Below are 18,968 nucleotides of genomic sequence, written 5' to 3' on the forward strand. Positions count from 1 at the left end.
CGAGCGTATCCGTGTGCGCCTACTGACCGCGGTGATGGGGCGGATCGCTGTAGAGCGTGTGTTCGGCGAAGTGGAGAGCGTTGACCACCAGGTTGGTGAGGTGCTCGTCGGGCTGAGAATAGAAGCTAGACGTGCCTTCCTTGCGGGTCTGCACCATATTGGCCATGCGCAACTTCGCAAGGTGCTGAGAAATCGCGGGGACGGGGCGATTGAGCGCGCTAGCGATGGCGGTGACGGTCATCTCCCCGTCACGAAGGAGCGACAGGATGGAGAGACGCGTCTTGTCTGCCATCAACTTCAGTACGCTAGTGGCAACGTCGAGCTCGGTGCTCGTAGGAGCCTTCTCAGTCATTTGGAGGGGTTAGTCCTTTCGAAGTCGACATGCCAAACGCTTACTATGTTCAATAAGTTGAACATTACTACGTATTGATACCAGTATTCAATTTCAGATGTCACATTAGGCTGTCACGAAAAAAAGGAGAGTGCACCTAAGGGGCAGCGACCAAAGGTACTGAAAAATCCTTCAGTAATATCATCTGCATGGATTGGTTGATGGGTACCTTCCCGTGGCTGGTGGAGGACTTAACGTGGTGGCAAGTACTGTTTTTCGCACTCGACTACACGATTAAGTTCATCGCGATTGGGTGGGTGCCGGAAAACCGAAGCCCATCGGCTTCGACGGCGTGGCTGCTGCTGATTCTGCTGATTCCATTTATCGGCCTACCTCTGTTCCTCTTCCTGGGCTCGCAGCAGATTACGGGCCGTCGGCATGAGGTACAGGCACTGGCACAGGAGCTCATTGCGGAACGTACCGAGCATCTGCCAGACGTACCGGACGATGCCGAGATAGAAGATGACGTTGTCAACGTATTCAAGCTCTCGCGCCAGCTCACGGGAATGCCGGCAATTGCCAGCGCGGAAAAGGGACTTTTCACCGAATTCGACGCCTCCATTGACCGCATGATTGAGACCATCGATGCGGCCCAGAAATCAATCCACGTGCAGTCCTACATCTTTGCACTGGATTCCAGCACGGAGCCTTTCATACAGGCTCTTGAACGCGCGCACGACAGGGGACTAGAGGTCAAGGTACTGGTCGATCCAATTGGTTCGTGGAAGTACCCCGGCTACTACAAGCTGAAAAAGCGCCTGGACCAGGCTAAAATCTCCTGGCACCCGATGCTGCCCGTGAGCTTGCTGAAGCTCACCTGGCGCCGCCTGGATCTGCGTAATCACCGCAAGCTCGTAGTTGTTGACGGCGACATTGTATTCATGGGCTCGCAGAATTTGATTGAGCCCGAATATCAGAAGAAAAAGAACCATAAGATCGGCCGTCGCTGGGTGGACACGTGGATTGAGCTCGAGGGCGATATTGCGCTGGCCTTCGACGCAATTTTCGCGGTTGATTGGACCAGCGAGCTATACAAGACCCCAGACGCCACCAGGGACTATTCACTCCACAACACCGAAGTCAACGACAACTACAACGTTGTCCAGGTGCTGCCGTCGGGTCCGGGCTTCAGCACGGAGCCGAACCTGCGCGTCTTCAATAACATGATCTACCAGGCACACGAGCGGATTATCGCCGTCAGCCCGTACTTCGTCCCCGACGAATCCATGCTCATGGCGCTGACCTCTGCCGCATATGGAGGCATCGACGTCCAGCTCTACGTCAACGAAGAGTCCGATCAGTTCATGGTCGGCCACGCGCAGCAGTCCTACTACCAGGCACTGCTAACCGCTGGCGTGAAGATCTACCGCTATCCGGCGCCTGCGGTCCTGCACTCCAAGTTCATGGTTATCGACGACCGCATGGCCATGTTCGGCTCCTCCAATCTGGATATGCGCTCGTTCGGCCTCAACTACGAGATCACGCTTCTTTCCGCCGCCGGTTCCATCGTGGACAAACTGATCATGCTTGCCGACGAGTACCGCGACAAATCTTTCCTGCTCACCCAGGAGGAATGGAATGACCGGCCCCTTCGTCAGCGCTACCTGGACTCTGTTTTCCGCTTGACCTCGGCGCTGCAATAGGGCAGTCCCATTGGTCCGACAGACAAAGCAAAAATCCCGAGAGCTGCACTAATTGCAGTTTCTCGGGATTTATCTTGTGTCCGGAGGGGGACTTGAACCCCCACGCCCGTTAATAGGGCACTAGCACCTCAAGCTAGCGCGTCTGCCATTCCGCCACCCGGACCGGGTAGGAAGCACTTCCGTGCTGACCTGTGATACTGTATCCCGACTACATAATGAAACACAAATTGGCAGGTCAGAGGGGCATTAGCGCGCCAAACCTGGGTGTAATTACATCAGCGGTGTTAGCCCCGCATCCGCCTTGGATTCGCACTGAGAATCAGGCCCTGCAGATAGGGAGTCTTGTAAAGTCCCTGCAGCGCGCTCATAAAGTAGGCACACTGGTAGTTATGACTACGAATTCCAACGACACCGCAAACGACACTGCAAATGCTCCGGTTTTCCCGGGACCAGATCCGTACGCACCGCTGAAGGATTTGCCAACCTTCGAGCTGTCCTCGCCAGATATCAAGGACGGCGAGAAGATTGCGGATGAATTCCGCGCTCCGTCGAATGTTTCCCCACAACTGGATTGGGCAAATCTGCCGGAGGGCACTAAGTCCATTGCCGTGACCTGCTTCGATCCGGATGCTCCGACCGCTTCGGGCTTCTGGCACTGGGCTGTCTTCAACATTCCAGCGACCGAAAAGGGTCTGCCACAGGGAGCTGGCTCCGAAGACGGCTCTAAGCTGCCAGAAGGCGCTATCCAGCTTGTCGGCGACTCGGGCATGCGTGGTCACTACGGAGCTAACCCACCGGCGCAGCATGCCCCACACCGTTACATGTATGCGGTGCACGCGGTCGACGTGGAGAAGCTTGAAGTTCCGGAAGATGCGACGCCGACCGTGCTTGGCTTCAATCTGTACTTCCACTCGATTGCGCGTGCCATCATCACGCCGTGGTGGGAGAACGTCGGGGAGTAGGGATACGACGCCCACACGGGCAACTCAACCGACCGGGCACGCTACTCATACAGAAAACCCCGGGGCCAGCGCCTTCATGGCCGCTGGCCCCGGGGTCACGTGTTTATTGGGTTAGGAAGCCTCAACGGCTTTCAGCAATTAACCACGCCACGGCAGACCACAGCCGACTGCCTCCGAAATGGAGTAGAATCCCTGAGCTCGAATCTGGCGAGCCAACCCTTGGTGAATGTCACGAATCCAGTCCGGACCGCCATAAATCAACGGTGTGTAGCCCTGCAGTAGGGAAGCGCCGTTGGCAATCCGCTCCCACGCTTGCTCAGCCGTTTCTATGCCGCCGACGCTGATGAGAACTAGTTTGTCTCCGACGCGCTCGTGCAGCAGCTTCAGCACCTCTAGTGACCGAGCTGCCACAGGAGCACCCGAGACTCCACCGGCCCCCATCTCCGCGACCTCATCCGCGGGCGTACGCAGGCCCTCGCGAGAAATGGTGGTGTTGGTAGCCACAATGCCCGCCAGCCCCAGGTCAACCGCCAAGTCAGCAACTGCGATGACATCATCGTCGGAGAGATCAGGAGCAATCTTGACCAGCACCGGCGAGTCGGTCTCCTCAGTCACCGCTGCCAGAATCGGGCGCAGTGACTCCACTGCCTGAAGGTCGCGCAGACCCGGCGTGTTCGGTGAGGAGACATTGACAACAACGTAGTCCGCCAAGCCGCCGAGCTGGCTAGCCGATTCTCGATAGTCATCGACGGCCTCTTCCAGCGGAGTCACCTTGGTCTTACCAATGTTTATACCAATCACGTCGTCACTGCGACGCGCCCGCAAGTTCTCCGCTACAGCAGCGGCGCCGGGGTTGTTGAAACCCATGCGGTTCAAAATGGCGCGATCTTCCTTCAGACGGAACAGACGCGGGCGATCGTTGCCCGGCTGCGGCTTGGCAGTCACGGTTCCCAGTTCCGCGTAGCCAAAACCAATTGGCCCCCAGCAATCCGGAGCAATAGCAGCCTTGTCGAAGCCTGCGGCGAGCCCCAGCGGACGCGGGAAGTCCACGCCGAACACGGTTTGACGCAGCACAGCATCGTCAACAACGAGTAACTTGCTCACCGCCCGCTGTAGACTCTCCGACTTCTGCAGCCCCTTCAGGGTCTTCGAGATGGCCTCGTGAATCTGCTCCGGTGGGACCTGGAACATTGCCTTTAGCGCGAGTTGATAGGACTTGGCGCGAAGTTTCGAAGGCATCTACTTAGTCTCTCCCTCGGAGTCGTCTGCTCCCTTGGTGTCACCTGCACCGGTCGGTAGTTTATCGGCTGGTTCCCGAACCGACATCTCCTCACGAATCTTCTCTGCATCCTGCTTGAAATCAGCAATTGCCTTATCGACGTCCGCGGAGTCAAAAATCTGGGCCCCGTCACCGGTAGCCGAGAAGACGCCAATCTGGCCATCCTCGGTGGCAACAATCGACTGTGGATCTGCAACCGTGTTGATGTCCGCGACCTTGACTGGGGTACCCGAGCTGATGTCGTAGCCAGTCAGCTTGTTCACCTTCGTCGAAGTCACCCAGACAATTCCGCGCGATTCATCGACCGCTACCGCCCACGGAGCCTCCGGGGCCGGAGCTGCCTGGTGGAGGCGAATGACGTCAGTGGCAGTGTAAATAAGAAGCTGGTTGCCCTTGGTGTCTGCGGCAGCAATGACATGATCACCGGAAGCTACCTTGCCGACGCCGATACCCGCACGCAGCGCAGAGCCAGCGCGGGACTCATCGAGCTTGAGCTCATGCACCGAAGTCTCCGGACGGTTCACCTCTAACAGCTTGACGTCCGCGTCATTGTCCGCTCTGGGAATCTCAACGAGCTGCGAACCGTTATTGGCAGCCTTGAAGTCACTGGCCAACTCGCCATCAGCGCCGAACACATCGACGACATTGCTATCCGCATGGGCACCGATGATGCGACCGCCTTCCAGTCCAACTGCGGCGGAGTAGTTGGTGCCACGGCCGACAACGGCCGTTTCCGTAGCCTGGTCAGTAATGACGTGGATGCCATCTTCACACGGCAGCAGAGCGTTAGGGCCGCCCGGCGCGAGCTCACCACACTTCGCGTCCAGCTTCATTGATCGCTCAATTGGGTTATTCAGCGGACCGGCAAAGATCTTGTCCCCGGCCTTCAGGACAACTCGGTCGCCGACAAGCACGGCATCGGTAACGTCCTCATCAATCTTCTTGGCCCTCCCGATAGCAGTATCGGGAGCAGCGGGTGAAGCGGCCGGCACTGGCGTGGCGTTGCCCATTCCGGCATCGATGTCTCCTTCCACATCGGAGGAGCACCCTGCCAGGACCACTGCGCTAGCGGAAAGCCCCGCTAGAAGGGAGGTTATGACACGTCGACGACTGTTTTCACTCACGCTATAGAAACTACCACCCCGGCCTGATTACTTTGTGGACGCCTCCAGCCGTGGGAGGCTCTCGCATTCGTTGTGCCTTATAAGTCTTTATAAGAATGCGGTTACTGATTACAGCGTGACGTCGTCAAGCGCGTTGCAAATCTGCGGTGGCAGCGTGAGTTGTTCGGCGGTGAGGTTTTCGCGTAGCTGAGCGCGGTCTCGAGCGCCAACGAGGATCGAGGTGACGCCCGGCCGATCGCGTGCCCAGGAAATCGCTGCGACGGCAGCACTGACGCCGAGCCCCTTGGCTGCGGTGGTCAGCGCGCCTGCAACCGTGACGCCGCGCGTGTCGAGATAGTCCTGCACCTCTGCGTCGGCGTGTTCGGAAGCAGCGCGGGAGTCCTCGGGAATGATGTGCTGGTATTTGGCGGTCAAAACGCCTTGGGCCAGTGGGGCGCCACCGATAAAGCCGAGCCCCAAATGCTCACAGGCGGGCAGTAGTTCAGCCTCAGGGCTTCGCTGGAGCAGCGAGTACTCATGCTGTGCGAACACCGGAGCGATTCGATCCGCGGCGGCATGCGTCACCGCCGCCTGCCAACCGCTGTATCCACGCACTCCGGCGTAACGTACTTTCCCCGTGAGCACAGCCCATTCCAGGGTATCGGCGACCTCTTCCGGTGGGGTCAGCCCATCCCAGTAGCCGGGCGACCACAGATCAATGTGTTCGACGCCGAGGCGTGCGAGCGTATCGTCGAGGTCCTTTTGCAGTGTCTTACGCGAGCAGTCCACGCGCCTGCCGACGGGCCGCTCGGGGTGTATGCCAGATGCGACCGAGAGCACCAATTCGTCGGCGACACCGCGCTTTGCGATGACTGCACCCAGCATGTCGGCAACAGTGTCGCCGCCGTGGAGTGGGGAAGCGTCGACAAGGTTGCCTCCGGCGTCGAGGAAGTCCGTCAGGATGCGTCCGGCTTCGTCTTGCCTGGTACCCGCACCCCAGGTGGCCGTACCCAGCCCCAAGGCGGAGACCCGTAAACCGCTGTTGCCCAGAATTCGTTGTTGCACGATTTTTACTTTAGGACACCCGTGTGCGGTCGCGGGAAAAGTTCCGCGGGAGAGGTCTCGCTATCGCCGCACCGAAACCTCGCTATAGCCACAACACAAACCGGACGAGTAGCCTATACACCCGTGACTATCATGACGACACTAAGCGCCTCAGCAGATACCGCTGCCGATACCGCCGGCACCGGTATGACCTGGGCGCAGACAATCATCCTGTCCGTAGTGCAAGGTCTGACGGAATTTCTCCCGGTGAGTTCCTCGGGGCACCTTCGGATTGTCTCCGAGCTGCTGTGGGGCCAGGACGCCGGTGCATCCTTCACCGCTGTGGTGCAGCTTGGCACCGAATTGGCTGTGTTGGTGTTCTTCGCCAAGGACATCTGGCAGATCCTCACTGGCTGGTTTGCCGGTCTGTTCAATAAGGAAGCCCGCGGTTTCAACTACCGCATGGGTTGGATGGTGATTGTCGGTACGCTGCCGATTGCCATCATCGGTGTGCTGGGGAAGGACCTCATCCGCGATAACCTGCGCAATCTCTGGATTACAGCCGCTGTGTTGGTGCTTTTCTCCTTTGTCTTTATCGCCGCAGAGAAGTTCGGCCGTCGTGAGCGCAACTATGAAGAGCTGACCATGCGAGATGCCATCGTCATGGGTTTCGCGCAGTGCCTGGCGCTCATTCCGGGTGTGTCGCGCTCGGGCGGTACGGTGTCTGCCGGCCTGTTCTTGCACTTGGACCGAGAGGTTGCAACGCGCTTTTCCTTCCTGCTGGCTATCCCCGCTGTTTTCGCTGCTGGAATTTTTTCGCTTCCAGACGCGTTTGACCCTGCGGCGGGACAGGCCGCTAGTGGAGCGCAATTGGCCATCGGTACGCTGATTGCCTTCGTCGTCGGCTATGCGTCTATTGCATGGCTGCTGAAGTTCGTGTCGAACCACTCCTTCGCTTGGTTCGCCGCGTACCGCATCCCGGTCGGTTTGATTGTTATGGTGTTGCTCGGCTTCGGCACGATCAACGCTGTTTAGTGAGGTAGTGAGTATTTAATGCATTCGTGGCCCCAACCACAGGTTCCCAGTCTCGGCGATGCGCGTTTCGATGTGTTCAACCGCGCCAGCAATACAGGTAAGGCGCATTCGCTTGACGACGAAAACTCAACATCGGTACCCCTACGCCTCTACGACACCGCGGATCAGAAGGTCTCCCAGGTGGAAGCGGGACCGGAGGCGACCATGTACGTGTGTGGCATCACACCCTATGACGCCACGCACCTGGGGCACGCAGCAACCTACCTCACCTTTGATCTGATTTACCGTCAGCTGCTGGATAATGGACACTCGGTGCATTACGTGCAGAACATCACCGATGTCGATGACCCGTTGTTCGAACGTGCGGAGCGCGATGGGGTGGACTGGCGCGAGCTGGGCACCTCGCAGATTGATTTGTTTCGCTCGGATATGGAAAACCTGTCGGTGATTCCACCGCGCGACTACATCGGCGCCATTGAGTCCGTGGGCGAGGTCGTGGAAATGGTCGAGAAGCTGCTGGAGAATGGCTCGGCCTACCAGCTCACCGATGACGAGTACCCGGATGTGTACTTCCGCAAGAGTGCCACTGAGAACTTTGGTTACGAGTCCAATTACTCGGCAGAGCAGATGGCGGAGTTCTTTGCGGAGCGCGGTGGCGACCCGGATCGCCCGGGCAAGGAGGACCCACTGGACGCGCTGGTGTGGCGTGCCGCTCGCCCCGGGGAGCCAAGCTGGGAGGCTCCTTTTGGTGCGGGCCGGCCGGGTTGGCACATTGAGTGCTCGGCGATTGCCACCAACCGCCTGGGTAAGAGCTTCGACATTCAGGGCGGTGGCTCGGATCTCGCGTTCCCGCACCACGAGTTCTCGGCGGCTCACGCTGAAGCCGCTACTGGCTGTGCACGTATGGCGCGCCATTATGTTCACGCTGGCATGATTGCGCTCGACGGCGTGAAGATGTCCAAGTCGCTGGGCAACCTGGTGTTTGTCTCCAAGCTGGTGGCCGCCGGCGTCGACCCGAGTGCTATTCGCATTGGCGTCTTCGCCAGCCATTACCGCTCTGATCGCGATTGGTCGGACGAGGTGCTGGAGGCGGCCAAGGCACGTCACGAGGCCTGGCGTGCGGCTTGCGCAACTACAAAGACTGCCACCGATGAGAAGGCTGTGAGCGCAGCAGCGGCACTGGTTGCCGATGTGCGCGCAAGCCTGGCCAATGACCTGGATACGCCGGCTGCTCTGGCCGCTATCGATGCCTGGGCTGCGGAGTGGTCCTCGGATACCAGCAACAAGGCAGATGCTGGCACAGTAACCGGCGCAGCGGGTGCCGGAGAATTCGTTGCCGCCGCGCTGGACGCGCTGCTTGGCGTTAAAATTTGAGCATGAGCAACTCAGATCTGTCTGCTGTCGAAGTAACGCAAGAGAACATCGATAAGCTAGTTGCCGATTTGCGCATGTTTGCCACCGGCAGCTACCTGCAGCCCGAGGAACGCGAGTTCTGGGAGCCACTTTTTGACGAATCGGTAGCCGACCAGGTCGGGGAAGCCCTCCGTGAGGCCGCCGCTGGTATTGATCAGGCGGCGGAACTGGCCGTCGATAAGCGAGAAGAAGCCGCAACGCAGGCGGTAGAGAACTGCCTACAGCGCGTGGCTGCGATTGAGCATGAGCACGGTGGCTCGATTTTTGATGAGGAGCTCGACGAGATTCTCGCGATTATCAATTCCGCAACGAAGGCTGTCGGTTTGGACCTGCCTGCGGTGAAGGCGGAAAGCTACTTTGAGATGGAATAACCAGCCCGATTAACGGCGCGGTTATGAAAGTAGACTAAGGTGTCTATTCATGACTGATCGCCACTCTTCCGAGTTCCTCACCGCACTGCACAGCCGTGTACTCATTGGCGATGGCGCCATGGGTACCCAGCTGCAGTCTTTTGACCTCGACGTTGACGCGGACTTCCTCGGCTACGAGGGCTGTAATGAGATTCTCAATGACACTCGTCCCGACATCATCGAGACGATTCACCGGCGTTATTTCGAGGCCGGCGCCGACCTGGTGGAAACCAATACCTTCGGCTGCAACTTCCCGAACCTCGCGGATTACGACATTGAAGACCGTATCCAGGAGCTAGCGCACAAGGGCACCGCAATCGCCCGCAAGGTCGCTGACGAAATGGGGCCGGGGCGCGAGGGTATGCGACGCTTTGTCCTCGGTTCGCTGGGCCCGGGCACGAAGCTGCCATCGTTGGGGCACGCTCCGTACGCTCAGCTTCGCGACGCTTACACGGAGGCCGGACTCGGCATGATTTCCGGTGGCGCGGATGCGTTTTTGATTGAGACCTGTCAAGACTTGCTGCAGGTCAAGGCAGCAGTCAATGGCGTCAAGGCCGCCATGCGACAGGCTGAGAAGAAGATTCCGATTGTCGTCCACGTGACTGTCGAGACCACAGGCACCATGCTGATGGGCTCGGAGATTGGTGCAGCCCTGGCAGCGCTGCAGCCGCTGGGTATCGACATGATTGGCCTAAACTGTGCGACCGGCCCGGACGAGATGAGCGAGCACCTACGCTACCTGTCCAACTTCGCCTCCATCCCGGTATCGGTCATGCCGAATGCGGGTCTGCCAGTGCTGGGTAAGAACGGTGCGACCTACCCGCTGACCGCCCCAGAGCTGGCCACAGCGCTGCGCGGCTTTGTTGAAGAGTTTGGCCTGGCGATGGTCGGTGGCTGCTGTGGTACCACACCGGAGCATGTTTCCGCTGTTCGCGATGCTATTACCGGTGCAGGCGCTTACGCTGAGCAGGGCCCTGCTGTTCAGGCAGCACGCCCATCGACGGATCCGAATGCAAAGCCAATCGATGAGGTCGCTTCTCTGTACTCGGCAGCCCCGCTGACGCAGACAACCGGCATCACCATGATTGGTGAGCGCACCAACGCCAACGGTTCCAAGGCTTTCCGCGAGGCCATGCTGGCCGGCGATTGGGAGAAGTGCCTTAACACCGCCCGCGGTCAGGTCACCGATGGCGCACACATGATTGACCTGTGTGTGGACTACGTGGGGCGCGACGGTCGCGATGACATGGCAACCCTGGCATCGCAGATCGCCACCTCGGTGACGTTGCCGGTCATGCTGGACTCCACGGAACCGGAGGTTTTGAAGACTGGCCTGGAGCACCTCGGTGGTCGCTGCGCGGTCAACTCTGTGAACTTTGAAGACGGCGATGGCCCGGACTCGCGCTACCAGCGCATTATGCGCCAGGTTGTTGAGCACGGTGCTGCCGTGGTCGCTTTGACTATCGACGAAGAAGGTCAGGCGCGTACAAAGGACAAGAAGATTGAGATCGCCGAGCGTCTCATCGCCGACATCACCGGCACGTGGGGACTGCGCGAGCAGGACATTATTGTCGACTGTCTGACTTTCCCGATTTCCACTGGCCAGGAGGAAACTCGCCGCGACGGCATCGAAACCATCGAAGCCATCCGCGAACTTAAGCGTCGCCACCCGAACGTGCACACCACGCTCGGTCTGTCCAACATTTCCTTCGGTCTGAACCCGGCGGCTCGCCAGGTACTCAACTCGGTGTTCCTCAACGAGTGCATCGAGGCCGGCCTGGACTCCGCCATTGCCCACAGCTCCAAGATCTTGCCGATGAACAAGATTGACAACAAGCAGCGCGAAGTCGCTCTCGATATGGTGTACGACCGCCGTCGTGAAGCGGGACACCCCGACGGGGAGTACGACCCACTGCAGGTATTCATGGAGCTCTTTGAAGGAGTCTCCGCCGCTGACGCGAAGGACGCCCGGGCCGAAAAGCTTGCCGCCATGCCGCTGTTCGACCGCCTGGCGCAGCGCATCATCGACGGTGAGCGCACGGGTATCGAGGCTGACCTCGATGAGGGCATGAAGGAAAAGGAACCGCTGGCGATTGTTAACGAGGACCTGCTGCGTGGCATGCAGACCGTTGGTGACCTGTTCGGTTCCGGCCAGATGCAGCTGCCATTCGTGCTGCAGTCGGCCGAGACGATGAAGGCCGCGGTGGGCTACCTCGAGGGCTTTATGGATGCCGAGGATGCCACGGGCTCCAAGGGCTCGATTGTGCTGGCCACGGTGAAGGGCGATGTCCACGACATCGGCAAGAACCTGGTGGAGATTATTCTTTCCAACAACGGCTACACCGTGCATAACCTGGGCATTAAGCAGCCAATCGCTACGATTCTGTCCGCCGCCAAGGAACTGGATGTCGACGCCATCGGCATGTCCGGCCTGCTGGTGAAGTCCACTGTGGTGATGAAGGACAACCTGCTGGAGATCAACTCCGCCGGCGATGCCACCCGCTTCCCAGTACTGCTCGGCGGCGCCGCGCTGACGCGTAGCTACGTGGAAGACGACCTGTCCGAGCTCTACCACGGCGATGTCTACTACGGCAGGGATGCCTTCGAAGGACTGCGCATCATGGACGAGCTGATGGCAGCTAAGAAGGGCCTCGGCCCAGACGAGAATTCGCCAGAGGCCATTGCTGCCCGCGAGAAGAAGGAAGCTCGCCGCGCCCGCCGTGAGCGCTCCAAGCGCATCGCCGCGCAGCGCGCCGCCAAGGCTGCTGCTGAAGCCCCCGAGGTGCCGGAGCGTTCCGATGTCGCCGCTGATGTCCCCGTTGCGACACCGCCGTTCTGGGGAACCCGCATTGTCAAGGGCCTGCCCCTCGACGACTACCTGACCACCCTCGACGAACGCGCTCTGTTCATGGGGCAGTGGGGACTGCGCGGCACCCGCGGCGACGAGGGGCCGAGTTACGAGGAACTGGTCGAATCCGATGGTCGTCCACGCCTGCGCGCATGGCTGCAGCGCCTGCGCGCCGAGAACATCCTCCAGCATGCGGCTGTCGTCTATGGCTACTTCCCAGCAGTTTCTGAGGGCGATACCGTACACGTACTGCCGCTACCTGCGGAAGGGGAGCAGCCCGACCCCGCGGCAGAGCCAGTGGTGTCCTGGACCTTCCCGCGCCAGCAGCGTGGTCGCTTCCTATGCATTGCTGACTTCATTCGCTCGCGCGAAGATGCCATCGCCGCAGGACAGACCGACGTCATGCCGTTCCAGCTGGTGACCATGGGACAGCCCATCGCTGACTTCGCCAACGATATTTACGCCAAGAACGAATACCGCGACTACCTGGAGGTTCACGGTATCGGCGTGCAGCTCACCGAGGCGCTGGCCGAGTACTGGCACCAGCGCATTCGCTCCGAGCTCGCGTTCTCCGACGGCACAAGTGTTGGCGCGGAAGACTCCGACGATACCCAGGACTTCTTTGACCTGAAGTACCGCGGCGCTCGTTACTCCTTCGGCTATGGTTCCTGTCCGGATCTGACCTTCCGTCAGGGCATGATTGACCTGCTGCAGCCGGAGCGCATCGGCGTGGAGCTCTCTGAGGAGCTCCAGCTGCACCCAGAGCAGTCCACCGATGCGTTCGTGCTCTACCACCCGGAAGCGAAGTACTTTAACGTGTAGCTTCGCGTTATCCCTGCGGTCGCACCAGCAAGGTCTGCATGCTGCGGCCGATGGGGCCGTGCACATCGTAGAGCTCGCCCGCGGTCATGCCGATTCCGTCCGGCCCAATGGAACCGCGGGCGGCGATGCCCACCCAGCCGCCGTCTTCCGACTGCAACTCCGATTCCGCCGACTTCTCCGAGGCGCCGAGCTGGGGGAGTCGGTGCAGGTGAACCACTAAGTCGGTATTCATAAACGCCCACTGGTGCGGGCTCAGCGTGGCCCCGATACCGTTGGCGGTATCAGCTACCTGCATGACTCGCTCCACCGCAGTCGGCTCCTCCCCGAGCACGATTGGGTACTGCGCGCGAACCCAGTGAATTTGCGTCTCGGCCAGCTCTTCCGTCGCGCCGGCGCGGGCTTCAATTGATTCGATGTAGCCGCCACTCCAATCGTCGGTAAGCGGAATGTACTCGGCGCTGCATTCCTCGGGCCCGGGCACCTGCTTGTCGAATGCACGCTCAATATCCCGCGTATCCGCAGTGGCCATCATCCATGCGGACGCGGTGGCAACTGGTCGCCAGGCACCCTTGACGTCGGCAAGCAATTCGGCTTCGACCTTGGCGATCTGCCGCCCCGGGCGCGAGACCCATGAGCGCGCGCGGAGCTCCGTGTACGGTACAGCCGACAACAGATCCACGGCGATGCGAGTAATACGCATCCCCTCGCTTTCCAGACGGCGGCGCTCCAACATGCGCGTCAGCAGCGCCGACGGCGGCGCACCGTGCTGAAACGGCCCCCACGCCCCATAAGTGAAGCTGGTGGGCATGAAGCGCTCGTAGCTGAGCTCGCCTTCGGTGACCGTCCCTAGCGGAATGAAGTATGCCTCGGGTTGGTCGATAGCCTGGGCGAGCGAATCTTCAGTGGTTGTCATAGCGAGTCGATGCCTTTCATTCACGCGGGACACGTTCATGCGGTGATTTCATGCAGCACCGCAACATACTTTCCTTCCTGAAACTCTAAACCTTCATCCGACGGTTTTGCTGACATAATCGCTAAATGCTTGATTGCCTGGCATAGTCGCATGGTGTGAAAGCAATTTTGTGGGACATGGACGGCAGCCTCATCAACACGGAACCTCTGTGGGAGATTGCCACGTACGACCTCTCGGAATTCGTAGGCCGTCGCCTGACTCCGGAGTTGCGCATGCAGTGCGTCGGCAACACACTCTGGGATACGCTGTCGATTTGTGCTGACCATGCGGGACGCACGCTTGACGACGAGCTGTTTGCCTCGGGCTCCCAATTCGTCGAAGGTCGCTTCACTGAATTGGTTCTAGAACATGGGGTGGAGTGGCGCCCGGGTGTGCCGGCGATTTTGGACCAGGCCCGGGCTGCTGACATTCCGGTGGTGTTGGTGACCAATACCCGTCGGCACGTGGCGCAACCCTGCATTGATGTCATGGGGGAGCAGCACTTCGCCGCAACAGTGTGTAGCGATGAGGTGGCCAACGGCAAACCGGCACCGGATCCGTACTTGCGTGGCGCAGAGCTAGCCGGATTTGCGCCAGAGGACTGCCTGGCTATCGAAGATTCCTCAACGGGGGTGCGCTCTGCACTCGCTGCGGGATGCACGGTGGTGTGGAATCCAATGCCGGATGTGAGCGTTTCGCAGGCTGATGTGGGGACGTTAGTACCCCCGGCGCGCTTCATTTCGGGCAATTTGGATACCTCGAATTTGGGCTTATTGCGGGCTGCTTTCGCGGGCGAGTAGACGACATGGAACAATAGACCGGGTGAAGAACTTTGATGACCTGTTTGCAGAGCTGAAGGAAAAAGCACAGTCGCGCCCCGAGGGATCGGGCACAGTCAAGGCGCTGGACGCTGGTGTGCATTTCCAGGGCAAGAAAATTGTCGAAGAGGCCGGTGAGGTCTGGCTTGCAGCTGAGCACGAATCTGACGAAGCCCTCGCAGAGGAGATTTCGCAGCTGTTGTACTGGCTGCAGGTGGTCATGGTCGGTCGCGGGCTGAGCCCCGAGGATGTTTACAAGTACCTGTAGGAGAAATCAACACCATGCTGCGTATTGCCGTGCCCAACAAAGGATCGCTGTCCGAGGCGGCAGTCGAAATCCTGAAGGAAGCTGGCTACCCGGGTCGAGGCGACTCCAAGAGCCTGACCATCCACGACGAAGCCAACGACATTGAGTTTTTCTTCCTCCGCCCGAAGGATATTCCCATCTACGTTGGCAACGGCCATCTGGATTTGGGCATCACCGGCCGCGACCTGGCCGCTGACTCGCTGGCTCCGGTCGATGAGGTTCTGAATCTGGGCTTCGGCGCCTCGACCTTCCGCTACGCCGCTCCGGCCGATGAGGAGTGGACCGTAGAAGCTCTGGAGGGCAAGCGCATTGCCACCTCGTACCCGAACCTGGTGCGCGAGGATCTGAAGGCTCGTGGCATTAACGCCACCGTTATTCGCCTTGATGGTGCAGTGGAGATTTCCATCCGCTTGGGAGTTGCCGACGTAATCGCCGATGTTGTCTCCACCGGTCGTACCCTGCGCAAGCAGGGATTGAAGCCATTCGGCGATGTTTTGGTCAGCTCTGAGGCAGTTGTTGTCGGACGCAAGGGCGTAGAGGTCACCGAGGAGCAGCAGGTGTTCCTGCGTCGCATGACCGGCATTCTGCATGCCAAGACGTACTTGATGATTGACTACAACATCCGTGCGTCCGCGCTGGAAGAGGCATCCAAGCTCACCCCGGGGCTGTCCGGCCCGACCGTGTCGCCGCTGGCTAACGAGGATTGGGTAGCAGTTCGCGCGCTAGTTCCGAAGGCAGAGGCCAACCCGCTCATGGACGCACTGGCAAAGATTGGTGCCGAGGCGATCTTGGCTTCGAATATCCGTATCGCGCGTATTTAAGTCACGCGAACCTTACACGCTATCCAGTGGGAGCTTCCTAGCTGAATCCACCCTTTACCTACGCTAGCGTAGGTAGTAATATTGACACTAAGAGTGCGCACGGCGTTAGCCGGACCGAAGCAGTAACTTTATGCCTGTACATGCGGCACATACGCCAGCACTGTAGTTTTGGCGGTGTAACCAATCATCGCCACTAAATGTGGCCCACAAGGCTGCGTCTACTAGGTCTGCTAAAAGGCTAGAAGGGATTGCTTCCACATGTCCGCAACACGTACCGAGGTCGACCTGCTTGGCTCTATGGAGGTCCCGGCAGAGGCTTACTACGGCATCCACACCCTGCGCGCAATCGACAACTACCAAATCTCAGCCAAGACCATCAACGACGTGCCCGAATTCATTCGTGGCATGGTGATGGTGAAGAAGGCCACGGCCATTGCCAACCAGCGCGTCCACACGCTGCCCAGCGATGTTGCAGACATCATCGTCGCCGCATGTGATGAAATCCTGGAAAAGGGACGCTGCATGGATCAGTTTCCAATCGATGTCTTCCAGGGTGGAGCTGGCACCAGTCTCAACATGAACACCAACGAGGTCATCGCTAACCTCGCTCTAGAACTGCTCGGCCTGGAAAAGGGCCGATACGACGTCATTCACCCCAACGATGATGTCAACCAGTGCCAGTCAACCAACGATGCCTACCCAACAGGTTTCCGTCTTGCCATCCACATGTCGCTGCTGAGCCTGCAGAAGCACTTCGACTCCCTGGTTGAGGCTCTACACGCCAAGGGTGATGAATTCAACGACATCATCACAATGGGGCGCACGCAGCTGCAGGATGCCGTTCCCATGACCCTGGGACAGGCTTTCCACGCATTTGCCCACAACCTTGAGGAAGAGCAGGAGTCCATCGCAACTGCGTCGGCACGCCTGCTGCAAATCAACCTGGGAGCAACCGCTATCGGTACCGGTGTAAATGCGCCGGCAGGCTACCGCGAGGCCGTGACCCAGGCGCTGCGTGAGGTCAGTGGCTTTAAGGTGACCTCTGCGAAGGACCTAATCGAAGCCACCAGCGATACCGGCGCCTACGTCAGCGTGCATGCATCCCTGAAGCGCGCGGCCATGAAGATTTCCAAGATGTGCAACGACCTGCGCCTGCTGGCATCGGGTCCACGAGCCGGACTGAATGAAATCAACCTTCCGGAGCGCGCCGCTGGGTCTTCGATTATGCCGGCAAAGGTTAACCCGGTAATCCCAGAGGTCGCGAACCAGGCCTGCTTCAAGGTCTTCGGCAACGACGTGACCCTGACCTGGGCAGCCGAGGCTGGCCAGTTGCAGCTAAACGTGATGGAGCCTGTCATCGGCGCATGCCTCTTCGAGTCGATTGAACTGCTGCGCAGTGCTACCGACACTCTGCGCGACAAGTGCATTACCGGCATCACCGCTAACCCGGAAGTTTGCCGCGGCTATGTGGAAAACTCCATCGGTATCGTGACCTACCTGAATCCGGTCATTGGCCACCACGAGGGCGATATGATTGGCAAGGAAGCCGCTCGCACTGGCCGCTCCGTCCGGGACATTGTCCTCGAACGCGGGCTGATGGACGAGAAGGAGCTCAACCAGGTCCTGAGCACCGAGAACCTCATGCACCCGGAATACCGGGGGAAGCGCTACGTGGCAGGGGAGTCTCGCCTCGACGATTTGTCCTAAGCGGCAACAAGTCTAACGAGTGACTTTTCGGAGATACACATGTTAGTTGCCGTCCAAATCTCTATCGTTCTAGCAGCGATCCTCCTTGGCGCGCGTCTTGGTTCAATTGCTATCGGGTTCGCCGGTGGGCTGGGCGTTTTGGCGCTGGGCATCACCGGGGTTCCGGTCACCAAAGACGACATTCCGTTCGATGTCATCGGCATCATTATGTCGGTAATCGCGGCAATTGCCGCTATGCAGAAGGCCGGAGGCATGGACTATCTCGTCCACATTGCCGAACGGTTGCTGCGCAAGAATCCGCGACACATCACCTACTGGGCCCCGGTTGTCACCTACCTGATGACACTGCTCGCCGGCACCGGCCACACCGCATTTTCCACCCTCCCAGTTATCGCCGAAGTATCCAAGGAGGGAGGCGTTCGCCCGTCCCGCCCGCTGTCCGTGGCGGTCATCGCATCTCAGTTGGCGATTACGGCATCACCCATCTCAGCGGCTGTGGTACTCATGGCTTCGCTCATGGAACCCCGCGGCGTTGGTTATCTCACACTCCTGGCGATTGTCATTCCTTCGACGTTCCTCGCCATCCTTCCGACCGCCTTTGTCACGAATCACCTAGGCAAAGAGCTTGACGACGATCCGGAGTATCAAAGCCGCTTGGAAAAGGGGTTAGTCTCCAAGCCACGTGGCCAGATGAGCGAATACGTGCCAACCAAGTCGGCCAAGTGGTCCGTGGCGGTTTTCCTACTCTCGATTCTCGCGGTGATGGTCTATGCGACCATCAGCACTGAACAGGTCGGCCTCATCGCTGATCCCACGCTCCCACGAAACGAGGCAATCATGTCAATCATGTTGACCGCCGCCACCGTTATCGTGCTGGCCTGCAAGTTGGACGCGGCAACCATTTTGAACACACCGGTGTTCAAATCGGGCATGTCCGCCAGCGTCTGCGTTCTCGGTGTGGCGTGGCTGGGAACCACAATTATCAACCACTACATCGACGACATTAAGGCCGCGTCCGGCAGCCTACTGACCACAATGCCGTGGATGCTGGCAATCGTGCTCTTCTTCGCGGCCGCATTGCTGTACTCGCAGGCGGCCACGGCAAAGGCCATCATGCCCGCTGCACTCGCGGTGGGAGTTTCTCCCATCACTGCGATTGCTTCCTTCGCAGCGACTTCCGCGCTATTCGTACTGCCTACTTACCCGACGCTCCTTGCCGCGGTGGAGATGGACGACACTGGCACAACCCGAATTGGCAAATACGTGTTTAACCACTCGTTCATCATCCCAGGAACCTTATGTATTGCCCTGTCCGTCGCGTTCGGATTCGCCTTCGGCAGCGCACTGCTGTAGTGGGGGACTACCTAAAACACCGCATAGAGAAACTGACTAGGTTTATGACAAAATCGAAGC

Annotated in this window: 16 protein-coding genes and 1 tRNA gene; 11 read left to right on the forward strand and 6 right to left on the reverse strand. The window is 59.2% G+C overall.

Annotated elements, in window-relative coordinates; all coding sequences use genetic code 11:
* Positions 1-19: 19 nt before the first annotated feature.
* Positions 20-352 (reverse strand): ArsR family transcriptional regulator, encoded by a 333-nt coding sequence (locus tag EGX79_06220; GenBank protein ID AYX81811.1) that lies wholly within the window; start codon positions 350-352, stop codon positions 20-22.
* A 188-nt stretch (positions 353-540) separates the two neighbouring features.
* Between EGX79_06220 and cls the strand changes: the two genes are divergently transcribed.
* The gene (gene cls, locus EGX79_06225; protein ID AYX81812.1) at positions 541-2,034 is read left to right on the forward strand and encodes a cardiolipin synthase; all 1,494 of its coding nucleotides are present in this window, start codon (positions 541-543) and stop codon (positions 2,032-2,034) included.
* Between the two features lie 74 nt (positions 2,035-2,108).
* On the opposite strand, the gene EGX79_06230 is transcribed toward cls, so the two are convergent.
* Positions 2,109-2,197: transfer RNA gene (locus EGX79_06230), tRNA-Leu, on the reverse strand.
* Between the two features lie 226 nt (positions 2,198-2,423).
* On the opposite strand from EGX79_06230, the gene EGX79_06235 reads away from it, so the two are divergent.
* Entirely contained in the window at positions 2,424-2,996 is a 573-nt protein-coding gene (locus EGX79_06235; protein AYX81813.1) for a YbhB/YbcL family Raf kinase inhibitor-like protein, read from the forward strand.
* A gap of 138 nt (positions 2,997-3,134) precedes the next feature.
* Here EGX79_06235 and EGX79_06240 read toward each other — a convergent pair whose 3' ends face one another.
* The 3 genes from EGX79_06240 to EGX79_06250 form a co-directional block, all read right to left on the reverse strand.
* Entirely contained in the window at positions 3,135-4,235 is a 1,101-nt protein-coding gene (locus EGX79_06240; GenBank protein ID AYX81814.1) for a quinone-dependent dihydroorotate dehydrogenase, read from the reverse strand.
* Positions 4,236-5,285, reverse strand: coding sequence for a hypothetical protein (locus EGX79_06245; protein ID AYX81815.1), 1,050 nt, complete (start codon positions 5,283-5,285; stop codon positions 4,236-4,238).
* A gap of 222 nt (positions 5,286-5,507) precedes the next feature.
* Complete coding sequence (locus EGX79_06250) at positions 5,508-6,443, reverse strand: aldo/keto reductase (GenBank protein ID AYX81816.1); 936 nt, start codon at positions 6,441-6,443, stop codon at positions 5,508-5,510.
* A gap of 132 nt (positions 6,444-6,575) precedes the next feature.
* On the opposite strand from EGX79_06250, the gene EGX79_06255 reads away from it, so the two are divergent.
* From EGX79_06255 to metH, 4 genes are read left to right on the forward strand one after another with little or no spacing between them, the layout of a single operon-like run.
* Positions 6,576-7,457: an undecaprenyl-diphosphate phosphatase gene (locus tag EGX79_06255; protein AYX82750.1), complete on the forward strand. Its 882-nt coding sequence runs from the start codon at positions 6,576-6,578 to the stop codon at positions 7,455-7,457.
* An 18-nt stretch (positions 7,458-7,475) separates the two neighbouring features.
* Positions 7,476-8,831, forward strand: coding sequence for a cysteine--1-D-myo-inosityl 2-amino-2-deoxy-alpha-D-glucopyranoside ligase (gene mshC, locus EGX79_06260; protein ID AYX81817.1), 1,356 nt, complete (start codon positions 7,476-7,478; stop codon positions 8,829-8,831).
* Positions 8,828-9,241, forward strand: a complete 414-nt coding sequence (locus tag EGX79_06265; protein AYX81818.1) for a hypothetical protein — start codon at positions 8,828-8,830, stop codon at positions 9,239-9,241. Before mshC ends, EGX79_06265 begins: the two co-directional genes overlap by 4 nt.
* A 49-nt stretch (positions 9,242-9,290) precedes the next feature.
* Positions 9,291-12,950, forward strand: a complete 3,660-nt coding sequence (gene metH / locus EGX79_06270; protein AYX81819.1) for a methionine synthase — start codon at positions 9,291-9,293, stop codon at positions 12,948-12,950.
* Between the two features lie 7 nt (positions 12,951-12,957).
* Here the strand turns inward: metH and EGX79_06275 are convergent, their stop codons facing one another.
* Positions 12,958-13,863, reverse strand: a complete 906-nt coding sequence (locus EGX79_06275) for a thioesterase family protein (GenBank protein ID AYX81820.1) — start codon at positions 13,861-13,863, stop codon at positions 12,958-12,960.
* Between the two features lie 155 nt (positions 13,864-14,018).
* Here EGX79_06275 and EGX79_06280 point away from each other — a divergent pair, with 155 nt between their 5' ends.
* The 5 genes from EGX79_06280 (at position 14,019) to EGX79_06300 (ending at position 18,908) form a co-directional block, all read left to right on the forward strand.
* Complete coding sequence (locus EGX79_06280) at positions 14,019-14,702, forward strand: HAD family phosphatase (GenBank protein ID AYX81821.1); 684 nt, start codon at positions 14,019-14,021, stop codon at positions 14,700-14,702.
* A 22-nt stretch (positions 14,703-14,724) separates the two neighbouring features.
* Entirely contained in the window at positions 14,725-14,988 is a 264-nt protein-coding gene (locus tag EGX79_06285) for a phosphoribosyl-ATP diphosphatase (GenBank protein ID AYX81822.1), read from the forward strand.
* A 14-nt stretch (positions 14,989-15,002) separates the two neighbouring features.
* Positions 15,003-15,848, forward strand: coding sequence for an ATP phosphoribosyltransferase (locus tag EGX79_06290; protein ID AYX81823.1), 846 nt, complete (start codon positions 15,003-15,005; stop codon positions 15,846-15,848).
* A 258-nt stretch (positions 15,849-16,106) separates the two neighbouring features.
* Positions 16,107-17,555: an aspartate ammonia-lyase gene (aspA, locus tag EGX79_06295; GenBank protein AYX81824.1), complete on the forward strand. Its 1,449-nt coding sequence runs from the start codon at positions 16,107-16,109 to the stop codon at positions 17,553-17,555.
* A gap of 39 nt (positions 17,556-17,594) precedes the next feature.
* Complete coding sequence (locus tag EGX79_06300) at positions 17,595-18,908, forward strand: anaerobic C4-dicarboxylate transporter (GenBank protein ID AYX81825.1); 1,314 nt, start codon at positions 17,595-17,597, stop codon at positions 18,906-18,908.
* The last annotated feature ends 60 nt before the right edge of the window (positions 18,909-18,968 follow it).

This window comes from Corynebacterium jeikeium, from assembly GCA_003955985.1.
Classification (GTDB): Bacteria; Actinomycetota; Actinomycetes; order Mycobacteriales; family Mycobacteriaceae; genus Corynebacterium; species Corynebacterium jeikeium_D.

What these genes read in the sequence shown, in the direction of transcription:
- EGX79_06220 (AYX81811.1), bottom strand. Translation starts at nt 352, where the DNA reads ATGACTGAGAAGGCTCCTACGAGCACCGAGCTCGACGTTGCCACTAGC.
- cls (AYX81812.1), top strand. Translation starts at nt 541, where the DNA reads ATGGATTGGTTGATGGGTACCTTCCCGTGGCTGGTGGAGGACTTAACG.
- EGX79_06235 (AYX81813.1), top strand. Translation starts at nt 2,424, where the DNA reads ATGACTACGAATTCCAACGACACCGCAAACGACACTGCAAATGCTCCG.
- EGX79_06240 (AYX81814.1), bottom strand. Translation starts at nt 4,235, where the DNA reads ATGCCTTCGAAACTTCGCGCCAAGTCCTATCAACTCGCGCTAAAGGCA.
- EGX79_06245 (AYX81815.1), bottom strand. Translation starts at nt 5,285, where the DNA reads ATGGGCAACGCCACGCCAGTGCCGGCCGCTTCACCCGCTGCTCCCGAT.
- EGX79_06255 (AYX82750.1), top strand. Translation starts at nt 6,576, where the DNA reads ATGACGACACTAAGCGCCTCAGCAGATACCGCTGCCGATACCGCCGGC.
- mshC (AYX81817.1), top strand. Translation starts at nt 7,476, where the DNA reads ATGCATTCGTGGCCCCAACCACAGGTTCCCAGTCTCGGCGATGCGCGT.
- metH (AYX81819.1), top strand. Translation starts at nt 9,291, where the DNA reads ATGACTGATCGCCACTCTTCCGAGTTCCTCACCGCACTGCACAGCCGT.
- EGX79_06275 (AYX81820.1), bottom strand. Translation starts at nt 13,863, where the DNA reads ATGACAACCACTGAAGATTCGCTCGCCCAGGCTATCGACCAACCCGAG.
- EGX79_06290 (AYX81823.1), top strand. Translation starts at nt 15,003, where the DNA reads ATGCTGCGTATTGCCGTGCCCAACAAAGGATCGCTGTCCGAGGCGGCA.
- aspA (AYX81824.1), top strand. Translation starts at nt 16,107, where the DNA reads ATGTCCGCAACACGTACCGAGGTCGACCTGCTTGGCTCTATGGAGGTC.
- EGX79_06300 (AYX81825.1), top strand. Translation starts at nt 17,595, where the DNA reads ATGTTAGTTGCCGTCCAAATCTCTATCGTTCTAGCAGCGATCCTCCTT.